The organism is Streptomyces sp. CG4 (assembly GCF_041080655.1).
GTDB lineage: Bacteria > Actinomycetota > Actinomycetes > Streptomycetales > Streptomycetaceae > Streptomyces.
The window spans coordinates 3,537,418-3,553,101 of record NZ_CP163525.1 but is presented as its reverse complement, the minus strand read 5'-3'; the positions used below and the strand labels follow the sequence as shown (position 1 = coordinate 3,553,101).

Annotated in this window: 13 protein-coding genes; 9 read left to right on the top strand and 4 right to left on the bottom strand. The window is 69.1% G+C overall.

The genetic code is table 11. The annotated features are described in order from the left end of the window. Nucleotides 1-2 precede the first annotated feature (2 nt). The 3 genes from AB5L52_RS15995 to AB5L52_RS15985 form a co-directional block, all read right to left on the bottom strand. Nucleotides 3-983, bottom strand: coding sequence for an ABC transporter permease (locus AB5L52_RS15995; RefSeq protein ID WP_351562048.1), 981 nt, complete (start codon nt 981-983; stop codon nt 3-5). Nucleotides 984-1,082: 99 nt separating this feature from the next. Continuing rightward, nucleotides 1,083-2,837, bottom strand: a complete 1,755-nt coding sequence (locus tag AB5L52_RS15990) for an ABC transporter substrate-binding protein (RefSeq protein ID WP_351562051.1) — start codon at nt 2,835-2,837, stop codon at nt 1,083-1,085. An 82-nt stretch (nt 2,838-2,919) separates the two neighbouring features. Continuing rightward, a complete protein-coding gene (locus tag AB5L52_RS15985) occupies nt 2,920-3,948 on the bottom strand; it encodes an ABC transporter permease (RefSeq protein ID WP_369364633.1) in 1,029 nt (342 codons plus the stop codon). A 495-nt stretch (nt 3,949-4,443) separates the two neighbouring features. On the opposite strand from AB5L52_RS15985, the gene AB5L52_RS15980 reads away from it, so the two are divergent. The 5 genes from AB5L52_RS15980 (at nt 4,444) to AB5L52_RS15960 (ending at nt 10,107) form a co-directional block, all read left to right on the top strand. After that, entirely contained in the window at nt 4,444-6,063 is a 1,620-nt protein-coding gene (locus tag AB5L52_RS15980) for an ABC transporter substrate-binding protein (protein ID WP_369364632.1), read from the top strand. A gap of 5 nt (nt 6,064-6,068) precedes the next feature. Next, nucleotides 6,069-6,989 (top strand): ABC transporter permease, encoded by a 921-nt coding sequence (locus AB5L52_RS15975; protein ID WP_351033092.1) that lies wholly within the window; start codon nt 6,069-6,071, stop codon nt 6,987-6,989. Continuing rightward, the gene (locus AB5L52_RS15970; protein ID WP_369364629.1) at nt 6,982-7,962 is read left to right on the top strand and encodes an ABC transporter permease; all 981 of its coding nucleotides are present in this window, start codon (nt 6,982-6,984) and stop codon (nt 7,960-7,962) included. Before AB5L52_RS15975 ends, AB5L52_RS15970 begins: the two co-directional genes overlap by 8 nt. A gap of 143 nt (nt 7,963-8,105) precedes the next feature. Further along, the gene (locus tag AB5L52_RS15965) at nt 8,106-9,080 is read left to right on the top strand and encodes an ABC transporter ATP-binding protein (protein WP_351033096.1); all 975 of its coding nucleotides are present in this window, start codon (nt 8,106-8,108) and stop codon (nt 9,078-9,080) included. After that, nucleotides 9,073-10,107 (top strand): dipeptide ABC transporter ATP-binding protein, encoded by a 1,035-nt coding sequence (locus tag AB5L52_RS15960; RefSeq protein ID WP_351033098.1) that lies wholly within the window; start codon nt 9,073-9,075, stop codon nt 10,105-10,107. Before AB5L52_RS15965 ends, AB5L52_RS15960 begins: the two co-directional genes overlap by 8 nt. Before the next feature lie 169 nt (nt 10,108-10,276). Here AB5L52_RS15960 and AB5L52_RS15955 read toward each other — a convergent pair whose 3' ends face one another. Further along, on the bottom strand, nt 10,277-12,403 hold the full coding sequence (locus tag AB5L52_RS15955) for an alpha/beta fold hydrolase (RefSeq protein ID WP_351033100.1): 2,127 nt from the start codon (nt 12,401-12,403) through the stop codon (nt 10,277-10,279). A gap of 164 nt (nt 12,404-12,567) precedes the next feature. Here AB5L52_RS15955 and AB5L52_RS15950 point away from each other — a divergent pair, with 164 nt between their 5' ends. The 4 genes from AB5L52_RS15950 (at nt 12,568) to AB5L52_RS15935 (ending at nt 15,601) form a co-directional block, all read left to right on the top strand. Beyond that, entirely contained in the window at nt 12,568-12,762 is a 195-nt protein-coding gene (locus AB5L52_RS15950; RefSeq protein WP_023546985.1) for a hypothetical protein, read from the top strand. A 222-nt stretch (nt 12,763-12,984) separates the two neighbouring features. Continuing rightward, on the top strand, nt 12,985-14,187 hold the full coding sequence (locus AB5L52_RS15945) for an MFS transporter (protein ID WP_369364624.1): 1,203 nt from the start codon (nt 12,985-12,987) through the stop codon (nt 14,185-14,187). A gap of 86 nt (nt 14,188-14,273) precedes the next feature. After that, the gene (mshB, locus tag AB5L52_RS15940; protein WP_351033104.1) at nt 14,274-15,188 is read left to right on the top strand and encodes an N-acetyl-1-D-myo-inositol-2-amino-2-deoxy-alpha-D-glucopyranoside deacetylase; all 915 of its coding nucleotides are present in this window, start codon (nt 14,274-14,276) and stop codon (nt 15,186-15,188) included. Beyond that, a complete protein-coding gene (locus AB5L52_RS15935; RefSeq protein WP_351033106.1) occupies nt 15,185-15,601 on the top strand; it encodes a DUF6113 family protein in 417 nt (138 codons plus the stop codon). The genes mshB and AB5L52_RS15935 overlap by 4 nt, the downstream gene beginning before the upstream one ends. The last annotated feature ends 83 nt before the right edge of the window (nt 15,602-15,684 follow it).

Below are 15,684 nucleotides of genomic sequence, written 5' to 3'. Positions count from 1 at the left end.
GGTCAGGCGAGCCGGATCCGCGGGTCGATGAGGGCGTAGACGGCGTCCACGACGATGTTGAAGACCACGATCGCGCTGGCCGCGAGCAGCGTGACGCCGAGCACCATCGGAAGGTCGCTCTTGTTCACGGCGTCCACCGCGAGCCGGCCGACGCCCTGGAGGCTGAAGACGGACTCGGTGATGATCGCGCCACCGACCAGCTGGGCGAGGTCGATGCCGAAGATGGTGACGATCGGACCCATCGCGCCGCGCCAGGCGAACCGGAAGAAGACCGTGCGGCGGGACAGGCCCTTGGCGCGTGCCGTGCGCACGTAGTCCTCGGTGAGCGTCTCGGCCAGCTGGGAACGCGTCATACGGGTGTAGTTGGCGGTCCAGATCAGCGACAGCACCAGCCAGGGCAGCAGGAGTCCGGAGGCCCACGCGACGGGGTCGTCGGTGAGGGAGGTGTACGACGGGTTGTCGAGGACGTTCGCCTTCGCGACGAGGAAGTACATCGCGATGTAGCCGACGAAGTAGATCTGCAGCGAGGAGGCGATCAGCGAGCCCGAGCTGGCCACCTTGTCCTGCCACTTGCCCTGCTTGACCGCCGCGATCATGCCGGAGCCGACACCGATGATCAGGAAGACCACGGCGGAGCCGAAGGCGAGCGACAGGGTCAGCGGGAGCCGGTCCAGGATCGTGCCGAGGACGGGCTGGCGGTTGGCGAACGAGTAGCCGAGGCAGGGGGCGTTGCAGTTGCCGAAGTCGCCGTAGCTGCGTCCGACGAAGATGCCCTTGAGCCAGTACCAGTACTGGACCGGGATCGGGTGGTCGGTGCCCAGGTTGTGCCGGACCTGCTTGAGCATGTCGGGCGTGCAGTTCCTGCCGCACGACATGATGGCAGGGTCACGCGGAACGGCGTAGAAGAGCCAGAAGGTGACGGCGCTGATGATCAGGAGAATGACCAGCGCGCCGAGAACTCGACGGACAAGGAAGCGGAGCATGGGGGCGTGACTTTCCGGACGGGGCGCCGTCGCCGGGGCTAGGGGGGTGGGCCGGAGGGGGCGGCCGGGTCATGGCCGCCCCCCGAGGGTCTGGCGCGCTTACTTCATCGCGTACAGCTTGCAGAGCGCGACGCAGGTGTTGCCGGCGTCGTACACGACGTTGCCGACCTTGGAGCCGTACATCCAGTTGCGGATCTTGTTGTAGTCCGGGACACACGCCGCCAGCTCCATGATCTGGCGGTCGATGGCGCCCCAGGCCTTGTTGGCGGCGGTGACGTCGCTGAGCGCGGCGGCCGCGTCGATCGCCTTGTTCACGCTCGGGTCGTTCAGCTGGGCGTAGTTGCTGCGGCCGTCGCCGATGTTCTTGCCGCTGAAGCACGGGTAGAAGTCGGAGTAGCCGTTCGGCCAGTCCGGGCTCCAGCCGGCCGCGAACAGGTCGAAGCCGTTGTTGACCTTGCCGATCTGCGTGTAGAAGGTGGTCTTGTCGACCTGCTTGTTGACCACCTGGAAGCCGGCCGCCTCCAGCGCGTTCTTGATGGCGACGGCCATCTTCACCGAGGTGTCCGACTGCTGGTAGGCGATGACCAGCTTCTGGCCGAGCTTGCCGGCCTCCTTCAGCAGGGCCTTGGCCTTGTCCGGGTCGCCACCGGGCTTCGTGGTGGCCTCGTAGAGGTCGAACTTCTGGTAGCCGGGGGTGACCGGGCTCATGATGGTGCTGGCGATCACGTTGGCGGCCGGGCCGCCGTTGATGGTCTGGATCTGCTGGTGCGGCCAGGCGTAGTTGATGGCCTGGCGGACCTTGACGTCCTTGATCCGGGTCGTGTTGATCGGCCAGTAGTAGGTGACCGTGTCGAGCTGGGTGAGCACGCGCTTCTTGAGCGCGGCGTTGGTCATGACCTGCGCGACGCGCTCGGGCGCGACCTCGTTGAAGATCGACATGGTGTACTGGTCGTTGCCCCGGTCCGCGATGTAGCGGTCGGTGGAGGCGACCAGCTCGAAGCCGAACTGGAAGACGTACTGGTCCGGGTAGGCGTTGCGGATCGAGTCCGTCTTCGGGTCCCAGTGCTCGTTGCGCACGTAGGTCAGCGACTTGCCGATGTCACGGCTGCCGATCTTGTACGGGCCGAGCGCGAAGGGGCGCTTGTCGTACTTCTCCTTGGTGTCGTTCTTCTTGTTGACGAAGCTGTAACCCGCCATCGCCAGCGTGTAGTTGAAGTCGGCGCGCGGCTCGGTCAGGTGGAAGGTGACCGTCTTGCCGGAGATCTCCAGCGAGTCGAGGTGCTTGCCGTCGTACGGGCCCTTGTACTTGTCGCCGCCGATCAGCCAGTTCTGGACGTAGCGCGGACCCTCGGTCACGAAGGAGGCGAAGAGGCGCTCGAAGGTGTGCTGGACATCGTCCATGGAGAGGTCGGAACCGTCCTCCCACTTGATGCCGTCCTTGATCGTGAACGACCAGGTCTTGCCGCCGTCCTTCATGGTGCCGGCGTCGGTGGCGCAGTCACCGACGAGCGTGCAGCCGCCCTTGTCGTCGACCTTGTAACCGGTCAGGCCGCGCAGGATCGGGCGGGTGATGGCCTGCTCGGTCGCGACGTAGATCTGCGCCGGGTCCAGGTGGTCCATGTCGAACTGGTCGAGCGAGTAGATCGTCCCGCCCTTGACCGCGCCCGGGGTCTCGGGGGCCGGGCCCGTCGAGTCGGCCTTGGTGCCGACCGGGATGTTCAGGGTCTTGGCGTTGGCGACCGACGGGATGCCCTTGCCGGTGGAGCTCTTGCCGCTGCTGCAGGCGCTCAGCACAGTCGTGGAGGCCGCGGCCACACCGGTGGCGATCAGGAAGTTTCTGCGAGAAAAGGACATGCTGAGCCTGCCTAGAGGGGTCGATTCGGACGGTGGGAGCCAGCCGGACGCCATCGAGCCGGACCGGGTGGAAAGAGGGGTGCTAGCGCTTGGACTTGGGGTCGAGCGCGTCGCGCACGGAGTCGCCGAGCAGGTTGAACGCAACCACGAAGATCACCATCGAGATGCCCGGGAAGAGCATGAAGGTGATGTCCTGGGAGTAGAAGGAGGCGCCTCGGGCGATCATCACGCCCCAGTCGGGGGTCGGGTCGATCATGCCGACGCCGAGGAAGGAGAGCCCGGCCTCGGTGGTCACCATGGTCGGGAGCAGCAGCGTGGACTGGATGATGATCGGCGTCCACAGGTTCGGCAGGAGCTCCTTGAACACGATGCGCATCGGGGAAGCGCCCGTGACCTTGGCCGCCTCCACGAACTCGCGCTCGCGCAGGGCGAGTACCTGACCGCGCAGCAGACGCGCGATGGTGGACCAGCCGAACGCGGTCAGCACCACGATCAGGGCGGTGGCGCGCAGCCAGGTCGGGATGTTGTCGTCGGGGGCGACGAAGATCGCGTAGACGACCGGCATGAACGCGATGAAGAACAGCGTGGACGGGAACGACAGCAGGATGTCGATGATCCGGCTGACGATGTAGTCGGTCTTGCCGCCCAGGTAGCCGGCCGTGATGCCGACGACGACACCGAGCGTCACGGTGAGGACCGTGGTGGCCAGGGCGATGCCCAGCGAGGTCCGGATGCCGTAGAGCAGGAACGTGAAGACGTCCCGGCCGAGCTGCGGCTCGATGCCGAACCAGAAGTCCGGGCTCATGCCGCCGTTGGGGCCTGCGGGGTACGAGAAGGCGTCGAGCAGGCTCGGGTCCTGGCTCGCGTACGTGGTGTACGGGTTCTTGCCGTACAGCTTCGCGATGAGCGGCGCAGCGATCGCGATCACGAAGAAGAAGATCACGACATAGGCGGAAATAACGCCCGTCTTGTCACGCTTGAAGCGCTTCCACGCGAGTCGTCCCGGGGAGCGGCCTTCGCTGCCCTGCGCACCGCCGGAAGTGGTCGACTTCTGGGCGGCCTCGTCGGTCACCTCGAGCGGGGCGGCCGCGGATGGAGTTGGGGGGGTCATGGTGCTCCTGGCCCAAGGGAGGGTCTGATGACTCCGCAGGGCGCTCCCCTACGGGCTACGCCGGACTTTTTCAACGCAATTCATTCAAGGTCAATAAATTCTCGACGCCCTTGGTTGCCTATTTACCTTCTTTACTCTGCCTTGACCATTCCGTAGCTACGCGGGTAGCGCGCCGTAATCAATCCGTGCTTCACATTGGACTTACCGGATCAATCGGGCAATGAGTTCGATATGCGGACGGTGGTGTGCCGAAATGCGTACATCGGCACGTCGCAATCCAACGTTTCGGCATCGTTACGCGGAGATCTGTTGCGCGGTGCGCAGAAGATCGTCTGAGAGGCCTTCCCCCGGCTCCTCGCGTTCACCCCCTCCGGCCGCCTGCATTCGTATGACGTGTCCCTCTAAAGGCCCCTCAATCCGGCGGCGGGCATGCGATACGCGGCGCATGAGTCGATATTGACCGGTATCGGATCTGCGATCGCGGAGGAGGCAGCCATGCGGGGACGCACGCCCGCCCGAGGGGCCGCCTGTGTGATCGCCGCGGGGCTGCTGGCCTCCGCCTGCGGGGGCAGCGGCGGCTTCGGCGGCGCCGGGGTGCTGACCTCCTCCTGGGGCGACCCGCAGAACCCGCTGGAGCCGGCCAACACCAACGAGGTACAGGGCGGCAAGGTCCTCGACATGATCTTCCGGGGCCTGAAGAAGTACGACCCGCGGACCGGCAAGGCCCAGAACATGCTCGCCCAGCGGATCGACACCCCGGACTCGCGGAACTTCACCGTCACCCTCAAGACCGGCTGGAAGTTCAGCAACGGGGAACCGGTCACCGCCCGCTCCTTCGTGGACGCCTGGAACTACGGGGCCAGTCTGAGGAACAACCAGAAGAACGCGTACTTCTTCGGCTACATCGAGGGCTACGACAAGGTCCACCCCGACAGCGGCCCGCAGACCGCCGACACCCTGTCGGGGCTGAAGGTGGTCGACGACCACACTTTCACCGTCCGGCTGGGCCAGAAGTTCTCCAGCTTCCCCGACACCCTCGGCTACGCCGCCTACGCACCGCTCCCGCGCGCCTTCTTCACCGACCACGCGGCCTGGGTGAGCAAGCCGATCGGCGACGGGCCCTACCGGATCGAGTCGTACACCAAGGGCTCGGCCATGACCCTGAAGAAGTGGGACGCCTACCACGGCCCCGACCCGGCGCAGAACGCCGGCGTGACCCTGCTGGTCTACACCGACAGCAACACCGCCTACACCGATGTCCTGGCCGGCAACCTCGACCTGGTCGACGACGTGCCCGCCACCCAGCTCAAGAACGTCGACACCGACCTGAACGGCCGCTACATCAACACCCCGGCCGGCATCCTGCAGACCCTGGCCTTCCCGTACTACGACCCGAAGTGGAACACCCCGGGGGCGCGGAAGGTCCGCACGGGCCTGTCCATGGCGATCAACCGCAAGCAGATCACCGAGACCATCTTCCGGGGCACCCGCACCCCGGCCACCGACTGGACCTCGCCGGTCCTCGGCGCGGCCGGCGGCTACCGGGCCGGACTGTGCGGCCACGCCTGCGACTACGACCCCGCCCAGGCCAAGAAGCTGATCCAGGAGGGCGGCGGCATCCCCGGCGGCCGGCTGAAGATCACCTACAACGCGGACACGGGCTCCCACAAGCAGTGGGTGGACGCCGTGTGCAACTCGATCAACAACGCGCTCGACAACGACCAGGCCTGCGTCGGCAACCCGATCGGCACCTTCGCCGACTTCCGCAACCAGATGACCCAGCACAAGATGTCCGGTCCCTTCCGGGCCGGCTGGCAGATGGACTACCCGTTGATCCAGAACTTCCTCCAGCCGCTGTACTACACGGGCGCCTCCTCCAACGACGGCAAGTGGTCCGACGAGCAGTTCGACCGGCTCGTCGACCGGGCCAACGCCGAGACCGGCAGGGGCGCCGCCGTCCGGCTCTTCCAGCAGGCCGAGGAGGTCGTCCGCGACAACATGGCGGCCGTCCCGCTCTGGTACCAGAACGGCAGCGCCGGCTACTCCGCCCGGCTCTCCCATGTGGCGCTCAATCCGTTCAGCGTGCCGGTCTACAACGAGATCAAGGTGGGCTGAGCGACATGGCGCGCTATGTGGCACGGCGGCTGCTGCAGATGATCCCGGTGTTCATCGGGTCGACGTTGCTGATCTTCCTCATGGTGAACGTGATGGGCGACCCCATCGCGGGCCTGTGCGGCGAGCGGTCCTGCGACCCCGCGACGGCCGCCCAGCTGCGCCGGGAGTTCGGCTTGGACAAGCCGCTCTGGCAGCAGTACGCGACCTACATGGGCAACCTCTTCACCGGCGACTTCGGCACCGCCTTCAACGGCCAGAAGGTGACCGAGCTGATGGGATCGGCGTTCCCCGTCACCATCCGGCTCACGATCGTCGCCATCCTCTTCGAGATCGTCATCGGCGTGACGCTGGGCGTGCTGACGGGCCTCAGGCGCGGCCGGCCCATCGACACCGGGGTGCTGCTGGGGACCCTGGTGGTGATCTCCGTGCCCACCTTCGTCACCGGTCTGCTGCTCCAGCTGCTGCTCGGCATCAAGTGGCAGTGGATCAGCCCGTCCGTCCGCTACGGCAGTTTCGACGAGCTGATCGTGCCCGGCCTGGTCCTCGCCTCCGTCTCCCTCGCCTACGTCACCCGGCTGACCCGCACCTCCATCGCGGAGAACAAGCGGTCCGACTACGTCCGTACGGCCGTCGCCAAGGGCCTGCCCCGGCACCGCGTGATCGTCCGGCACCTGCTGCGCAACTCCCTGATCCCCGTGGTCACGTTCATCGGCGCCGACATCGGGGCGCTGATGGGCGGTGCGATCGTCACCGAGCGGATCTTCAACATCCACGGCGTGGGCTTCCAGCTCTACCAGGGCATCCTGCGCCAGAACACCCAGACGGTCGTCGGCTTCGTGACCGTCCTCGTCCTCGTCTTCCTCGTCGCCAACCTCCTCGTCGACCTCCTGTACGCCGTACTCGACCCGAGGATCCGCTATGCCTGAGCAGCCGCACGAGCACGAGGGGGCGATCGCCGGGACCGGCATGGGCGGGGCGATGGACCTGGGCGCGAGCGAGGCGGCGACCCTGGAGCGCACCCCCGGGGGACCGCAGGGCACGGGCCCGGCGGGCCGGCCCCGCTCCCTCTGGTCGGACGCGTGGCGGGACCTGCGCCGCAACCCGGTGTTCCTCGTCTCCGGACTGGTCATCGTCTTCCTGGTCCTCATCTCGCTGTGGCCCTCGGCGATCGCCTCCGGCAGCCCCCTCAAGTGCGACCTCGCCAAGGCCCAGGACGGCCCGGGCCCGGGTGCGCCCTTCGGCTACGACGGCCAGGGCTGCAACGTCTACACGCGCACCGTGTACGGCGCCCGTACGTCCGTCACGGTCGGCGTGCTGGCGACGCTCGGGGTGGCCGCCGTCGGGTCGGTGCTGGGGGCCCTGGCGGGCTATTTCGGCGGCATCTGGGACTCGATCCTGTCCCGCGTCACCGACATCTTCTTCGCGATCCCGGTGGTCCTCGGCGGTCTGGTCCTGCTGTCGGTGGTGACGAGCAACACCGTCTGGCCGGTCATCGGGTTCATGGTGCTGCTCGGCTGGCCGCAGATCTCCCGGATCGCGCGCGGCTCGGTCATCACCGCCAAACAGAACGACTACGTCCAGGCCGCCCGCGCCCTCGGCGCCTCCGACTCCCGCATCCTGCTGCGCCACATCGCCCCGAACGCAGTGGCCCCGGTGATCGTGGTGGCGACCATCGCGCTGGGCACGTACATCGCACTGGAGGCGACCCTGTCGTACCTCGGCGTGGGCCTCAAACCGCCCAGCGTCTCCTGGGGCATCGACATCTCCGCCGCGTCCCCCTACGTCCGCAACGCCCCCCACGCCCTGCTGTGGCCCTCGGGCGCCCTGGCCGTCACGGTGCTCGCCTTCATCATGCTCGGCGACGCGGTCCGCGACGCCCTCGATCCGAAGCTGAGGTGATGACGGCGTGCGGTGGGAGGCGCGAGGTGTGTGGGGGGAGTGCGCGGTGGCGTGCGGTCGCGGTGCCGATCGGCGTTCTGCTTCCGGTGGGCCGTGGATGCGGGTGCGCGGTGCTTTTGATCCGAGGGCGAGGTGACGGGGGCGTGCTGCTCGAAGTGCGGGATCTGCAGGTGGAGTTCCGGACGCGGGACGGGGTCGCGCATGCCGTCAACGGGGTGAGTTACGAGGTCGACGCGGGGGAGACGCTGGCCGTGCTGGGGGAGTCCGGGTCGGGCAAGTCCGTCACCGCGCAGGCCGTGATGGGGATCCTCGACATGCCCCCGGGCAGGATCACCGGCGGACGGATTCTGTTCCAGGGGCAGGATCTGCTGAAGCTGAGGGAAGAGGAACGGCGCAAGATCCGGGGCGCCGGGATGGCCATGATCTTCCAGGACGCCCTGTCGGCCCTCAACCCCGTCATCTCCGTGGGGGACCAGCTGGGAGAGATGTTCGTCGTGCACCGGGGGATGTCGGCGAAGGACGCGCGGGCCAGGGCCGTCGAGCTGATGGAACGGGTGCGGATCCCGGCCGCCGCCCAGCGCGTGCGGGACTATCCCCACCAGTTCTCCGGCGGTATGCGCCAGCGCATCATGATCGCCATGGCGCTGGCCCTGGAGCCGGCGCTCATCATCGCCGACGAGCCCACCACCGCTCTGGACGTCACCGTGCAGGCCCAGGTCATGGACCTGCTCGCGGAACTGCAGCGTGAGTTCCACATGGGGCTCATCCTCATCACCCACGATCTGGGGGTCGTCGCCGACGTCGCCGACCGGATCGCCGTGATGTACGCCGGGAAGATCGTCGAGTCCGCGCCCGTCCGTGACCTCTACAAGACGCCCGCCCACCCCTACACCCGCGGCCTGCTGGACTCCATCCCGCGCCTGGACCAGAAGGGACAGGAGCTGTACGCCATCAAGGGCCTGCCGCCGAACCTGATGGACATCCCGCCCGGCTGCTCCTTCCACCCGCGCTGCCCGATGGCCCAGGACGTCTGCCGCACCGACGAACCCCCGCTGTACGAGGTCTCCGACGTGCGCGGCAGCGCCTGCCACTTCTGGAGGGAGTGCCTCCATGGCTGAGCCGATCCTCGAAGTGACCGGGCTCGTCAAGCACTATCCGCTGACCCGGGGCATCCTCTTCAAGAAGCAGATCGGCGCGGTGAAGGCCGTCGACGGCGTCGACTTCACGCTCGGCAAGGGCGAAACCCTGGGCATCGTCGGCGAGTCGGGCTGCGGCAAGTCGACGGTCGCCAAGATGCTCTGCAACCTGGAGCGCCCGACGGCCGGCTCCATCAAGTTCAAGGGCGAGGACATCACCCGGCTGTCCGGCCGGGCGCTGAAGGCGGTACGCCGCAACATCCAGATGGTCTTCCAGGACCCGTACACCTCCCTCAACCCCCGGATGACGGTCGGCGACATCATCGGGGAGCCGTACGAGATCCACCCCGAGGTCGCGCCCAAGGGCGACCGCCGCCGCAGGGTCCAGGAACTATTGGACGTGGTCGGCCTCAACCCGGAGTACGTCAACCGCTATCCGCACCAGTTCTCCGGCGGCCAGCGCCAGCGCATCGGCATCGCCCGCGGGCTGGCGCTGCGCCCGGAGGTGATCGTCGCCGACGAGCCGGTGTCCGCGCTGGACGTCTCGATCCAGGCCCAGGTGATCAACCTGCTGGACCGGCTGCAGTCGGAGTTCGAGCTGTCGTACGTCTTCATCGCGCACGACCTGTCCATCGTCCGGCACATCTCCGACCGGGTGGGTGTGATGTACCTCGGGCGGATCGTGGAGATCGGCCGGGAGCCCGAGATCTACGACCACCCCACCCATCCCTACACCCAGGCGCTGCTCTCCGCGGTCCCGGTCCCGGACCCCGAGGCCCGGGAACACCGCGAGCGGATCATCCTCACCGGGGACGTGCCGTCCCCGACGAACATCCCCTCCGGCTGCCGCTTCCGCACCCGCTGCTGGAAGGCGCAGGAGCGGTGTGTCGTGGAGGTCCCGGCCCTGGCGGTCCCGGCCGTGTTCCGGGGCACGCCCGGGCCCGCGGCCCATGACTCCGCCTGCCACTTCGCCGAGGAGATGCAGGTGGTCCGGGCGGAGGGGGAGTAGCGGAGGGGCAGTAGCGGAGGGGGAGCGGAGCGCATGGCAACGGGCCGGGACGACATGCCGCGTCCCGGCCCGTTCACGGCACCCGCACGGCCGTACGCTGATCAGCCTCCCGTGTCCGTATATCGGTACCACTTCGGCGAAGTTGCCGGTGTGTTAACGCAGTTGGCGGTCATTTGTCCCCGTCTGGCAGCGAACGCCGCAGGAAGTCCAGCTGCAGCCGCAGCAGGTTCTCCGCGACGGTCTCCTGCGGGGTCATGTGCGTCACCCCGGACAGCGGCAGCACCTCGTGCGGGCGGCCCGCGGCGAGCAGCGCGGAGGACAGCCGCAGGGAGTGCGCGACGACGACGTTGTCGTCCGCCAGCCCGTGGATGATCATCATCGGGCGGTGCGGCTCGGCCGGGTCGACCAGGCCCGCGTCGTCGATCACCGAGTTGCGGCGGTAGACCTCCGGCTGCTCGTCCGGGAGGCCGAGATAGCGCTCCTGGTAGTGGGTGTCGTACAGCCGCAGATCGGTGACCGGGGCGCCGACGACCGCCGCGTGGAAGACGTCCGGGCGGCGCAGTACCGCCAGCGCCGCCAGGTAGCCGCCGAAGGACCAGCCGCGGATCGCCACCCGGCCGAGGTCCAGCGGGAACCGCTCGGCGAGCGCGTGCAGCGCGTCCACCTGGTCCTGGAGTACGACGGCCGCCAGCTCGTCCCGGACCGACTTCTCCCAGGCCGGCGAGGATCCCGGCGTGCCCCGCCCGTCGGCCACGACCACCGCGAACCCCTGGTCGGCGAACCACTGCGAGGTGAGGTGGGGGTTGTGCGCGGCGAGCACCCGCTGGCCGTGCGGGCCGCCGTAGGGGTCCATGAGGACGGGCAGGGGAGTGTCACCGGGGTAGTCCCGTGGCATAAGCACGGCGCACGGAATTCGGCGTGCGCCCCCTTGAGTGAGGGTCACTCGTGGGGACAAACCGGGATCTTCGGCGAACGACCGGACAGTTGCCGTCGCTTTTCCGTCACTCAGCACCTGGGCCCGGGTGCCCGGCCGGTCCGGCGTCGCGGACACGAGTACCGTAACGCCCCCGGCCCGTACCGCCGTGTGCACCCCCGGCTCCTGCGACACCCGTTCCACGCCCAGTTCGTTCACCCGGTACACATGGACTTCGCCAATCTCGGGCTCCTGGGCCTCCTCGCCCGCCGAGGCGGAAACCAGTACGTCCTCCGGACCCACGTCCAGCACCGCCCGCAGCTGCAACTGGCCGCTGGTCAAAGGCCGTTCGCCGACCGTCAGCACCCGGGCGCCACCCTCGTCCGCGATGCGGACAAGCTGTCCGGAGGGGCTCCAGCAGGGCACTCCAGCGAACAATTCAAGCCAACTTGGATCTTCGTCGGCGTGCACCATCCGGGTGGCCCCCGTGTCCGGGTCCACCGCCAGGAACAGCTGGCTGCGCTGGTCCCGCGCCTGCACGAGGATCAGCGGTGCACCCGCCTCTGACCAGTGCACATGGGCCAGATAGGGAAAGCGGGACCGGTCCCACGCCACCTCCGTGCGCGCCCCGTCGAGGCCCACCACGAAGAGCCGCACGTCCGCGTTCGGCGTACCCGCCGCCGGGTACGCGATGTTGAGTGGCTCACGCTCCGGACGGGCCGGATCCGCGATCCACCACCGCCGTACCGGCGTGTCGTCCACGCGCGCCACGAGCAGCCGGCGCCCGTCCGGCGCCCACCAGAAGCCGCGCGAACGCTGCATCTCCTCGGCCGCGATGAACTCCGCGAGGCCATAGGTGACCTGCTCCGACTCCGGCTCGGCGAGCGCCCGGTCGTCCTCGCCCTCGGCGCCCACGACCCGCAGCGCACCCCGCGCGACGTACGCGATGTGCCGGCCGTCGGGGGCGGGGCGCGGGTCGATCACCGGTCCCGGGACCCGGAGTTCACGCGTCGTGCCGGCCCGCAGCTCGGCCGTGAAAAGCCGCCCTGACAAGGCGAAAGATGCCAACTCCAGAGTCGTGTCGGTGGCATAGCCGACGATGCCCGCACCTCCCTCCCGGCTGCGCTCCCGGCGCGCCCGCTCCTCGGTCGAGAGCTCTTCGGAGGCGCCGCCGAGCAGCGCGCCCGGATCGGCCGCCGGGCGTTCCGTGCCCTCCGGAAGGTCCATGACCCAGAGGGAGTTGGCGCGGTCGGTGCCGGAGGCGGAGCGCAGGAACGCGACCCGCGAACCGTCGGGCGCCACGGTGAACGCACGCGGCGCGCCGAGCGTGAACCGCTGGGTCCTGGCGTGCCGACGGGGGAAGGAGTCAGACTCGGTCGTCATACCCCGACCATATTGGCCATGCGCCCCCTTGTGCGGCCGTGCGCCGCGCGATGCGCGAGCACGGATAGTTATGATCACTACCGCTGTGTGGGTATGAACCTGCTGGCGTCTGCATGGATTTGCTCTACTGATCTAGATCTGGCGATCTTTGGAGGTGAGCCGCCGTGGCACTCTCGATTTCGGCGGTGGTGCTGCTGGCGATCATCGTCTTCCTGCTGATCAAGAAGTCGGGACTGAAGGGCGGCCATGCCGTGATCTGCATCCTGCTCGGCTTCTATCTCGCCTCGTCGACCATCGCGCCCACGATCAGTCAACTCACGACGAACGTCGCGAGCATGATCGGCAGCATCAAGTTCTGAGCCGGCGGCGTCAAGTTCCGGGTCGGCGGAGCCAAGTTCGGAGAGGGCCTCGCGCCCGTCTGGATAGTTGCACTGTCTTCCAGTCCTGCCAGTCGTGGACCAGTTGCTCGCCGGTGACCCGACCCGCAGGGGCCCGTAGGAGTTCCGCAGACGCCTCGCCCGTGAAGTGGCCGCCGCCCGCCGGGGGCCGTACTGGTCCAACTCGGCTGCCACGCCGCCCAGTTGCTGGACTTCGCCTCCGTACCCCGCGCCGAGCCGGTCGCGGACGCCCCGGCCGCCCAGCCGGACCCGCGTATCGCGCTCCGGCAGACCCGGTCCCGGCCGGAGCCCGGGCCGCCGGCTCCGCTGCCTGCGCCGCCCGCGTACACCCTGACGCCGTCTCCCGCCCCGCATGCCGTCTCGCCCTCGGGTCCGCACCCGAGGCGCTGGTGGGGGCCGGCGGCGCTGGTGCCCGAAGCGAACCTGGGGACGGCATGGCTGTTCCTCGACCGTGAAGTGCACCTGGGACCCACGGGCCCGGCCGCGCTGCCGGTCGTCCACGGCCTCTTCTTCGGCGGGCTGCTGCTGTTCGGCGGGCAGCTCGCGGACCGCATCGGGCCCAGACGGACACTGATCACCGGCCTGGTCGGATCCGTGCCGGCCGCCCTGCTCGGCGGCACGGCCACCGATGCGGGCCGGCTGATGTCCGCCCGCGCCCTGCAGGGCGTCTCCGCCGCGCTGATCACACCGTCCCTGCTCGCCCTGGTGAGCACCGGCTTCACCGATCCGCGGGAACGCCGCAGGGCGTTCGGGAACCATGCCGCGTTCGGCGTCGGCGGAGCGGCACTCATGGCGCTGCCGGACGCAGGGCTGCTGGAGGCGCTGAGCTGGCGCATCTGCCTCTATGCCGCCGTTCCGCCGGCCGTGCTCGCCCTGGTCGGCACGGTCACCCTGGTGCGCGACGGCTCGGTCCGTCCCGGCGCCCGCTTCGACGTACTCGGTACGGTGCTCGGCCTCGCCGGAGTCGCCGGGCTCACCTACGGCCTGGGCCAGGGCGCGCGGGCCGGCTGGACCGACCCCCTCGTCGTGGCCCTGGTCGGCCGCTACCTGACCATGATCCTGTCCGGCGGGGCGCCGGACGGAGGCGCCGCGGCTGACCTGCCCGCCCTGTTCGTCATCGGCTTCGGCCTCGGCATCGCCTTCATGCTGGTCTTCGCCGTCGCGACCGACGCCCTCGCCCCGGGGCACTCCGGTGGGGCGTCGGCGGCCCTCATCGCGACCCAGCACCTGGGCGGAGTGATCGGCTCGGCGCTGTTCTCCGCCGTCGTCCACCCCCGCCACCTCTGGTACGTGTACGTGGCCGCCGGCGTCCTGCTCGCCGGACCGCTGGTCGGCCGGCGCGCGCGTACGACAGGAAGCGAGCCCGCGCATCCGGCGTCGGCGTGAGCGTCCGTTGCCGCGACGTCCGAAACCGCCCCGCGAGGACGCGAGCCGTGGCGTGGAGGAGGGAGCGGCCTCGTAGGGTGGTCCCCATGACGGAATTGCCCGATCGGCGTCTGCTGCTGGTGCACGCGCACCCGGACGACGAGTCGATCAACAACGGCGTGACGATGGCCCGGTACGCGGCCGAGGGTGTGCACGTGACCCTGGTCACCTGCACGCTCGGGGAGCGCGGCGAGGTCATCCCGCCCGGGCTGCGGCATCTGACGGGTGCCGCGCTGGGCCTGCACCGGCGCGGGGAACTGGCCGAGGCCGTGCGCGCGCTGGGCGTGAGTGACGCCCGGCTGCTCGGCGGGGCGGGCCGGTACGGGGACTCCGGGATGATGGGCATTCCGGACAATGACGACCCCGGGTGCTTCTGGCAGGCCGATCTGGACCAGGCCGCCGGCCACCTCGCCGAGGTGATTCTGGAGGTCCGGCCGCAGGTGCTCGTCACCTACGACGACCAGGGGGGCTACGGCCACCCGGACCACATCCAGGCCCACCGCGTCGCCATGCGTGCCGTGGAGCTGGCGGACCGGCGCGGGCACCGGATCGACAAGGTCTACTGGAACCGCGTCCCGCGCTCCGTCGCCGAGGCCGCCTTCGAGCGGCTCCAGGACGAGCTGTCCGCGCTGCCGTTCGACAAGAGCGCGTCCGTGGCCGACGTTCCGGGTGTGGTCGAGGACGAGCGGGTCACCACCAGCGTCGACGGCGCCGCCTTCGCCGCCGCCAAGGCCGCCGCGATGCGCGCCCACGCCACCCAGATCGACGTGGCCGAGCCGTACTTCGCGCTCTCCAACGAACTCGCCCAGCCGCTGTTCACCACCGAGTACTACGAGTTGGTGCGCGGTACGGCCGAGCCCGGGGAGACCGACCTGTTCGCCGGAGTCGGCCTCGGACCCGGCATCGGGTCCGGACCCGGACCCGGCATCGGCTCCGGCGTCGACATCGAGGAGGCCTCATGAGCAACTCCGGACCGGGCTCGCTGCTCGCCCAGCCGTTGCAACGGCCGTCGGCCGCACGGGTCGTCGCTTATGCCGGACTCTTCCTGCTCGGTGCCGTCGTCGGTCTCGCCGGGACCCTGGTGCAGGCCGCCTGGTTCCCCGGCGGGCTGCTGCTCGCCCTCGCGGGCGCGGCGGGGCTGTTCCTCGGTGGGGCGTACGTCACCCGCGGCCGGGGCGGGGCGGTCGCACCGGTGGTGGGCTGGATCGTCGCCGTCATCCTGCTCACCACGGCGCGCCCCGAAGGCGACTTCCTGTTCGCCGCCGGAGGCAGCTCCTATCTCTTTCTGCTCGGCGGCATGGCTCTCGCTGTGATCTGCGCCACCGTCGGTGCCGGGCGGCAACCTCGTGACGGTGCTGCCCGACTTGGCAAGTGACGTACCACTTCGCCATACGGCGCGCGTGCGAGTCCGGTGTGGGTTTCCTCGGCGGTCCTGGGATAAGCGCCAGAAGTGGCCAG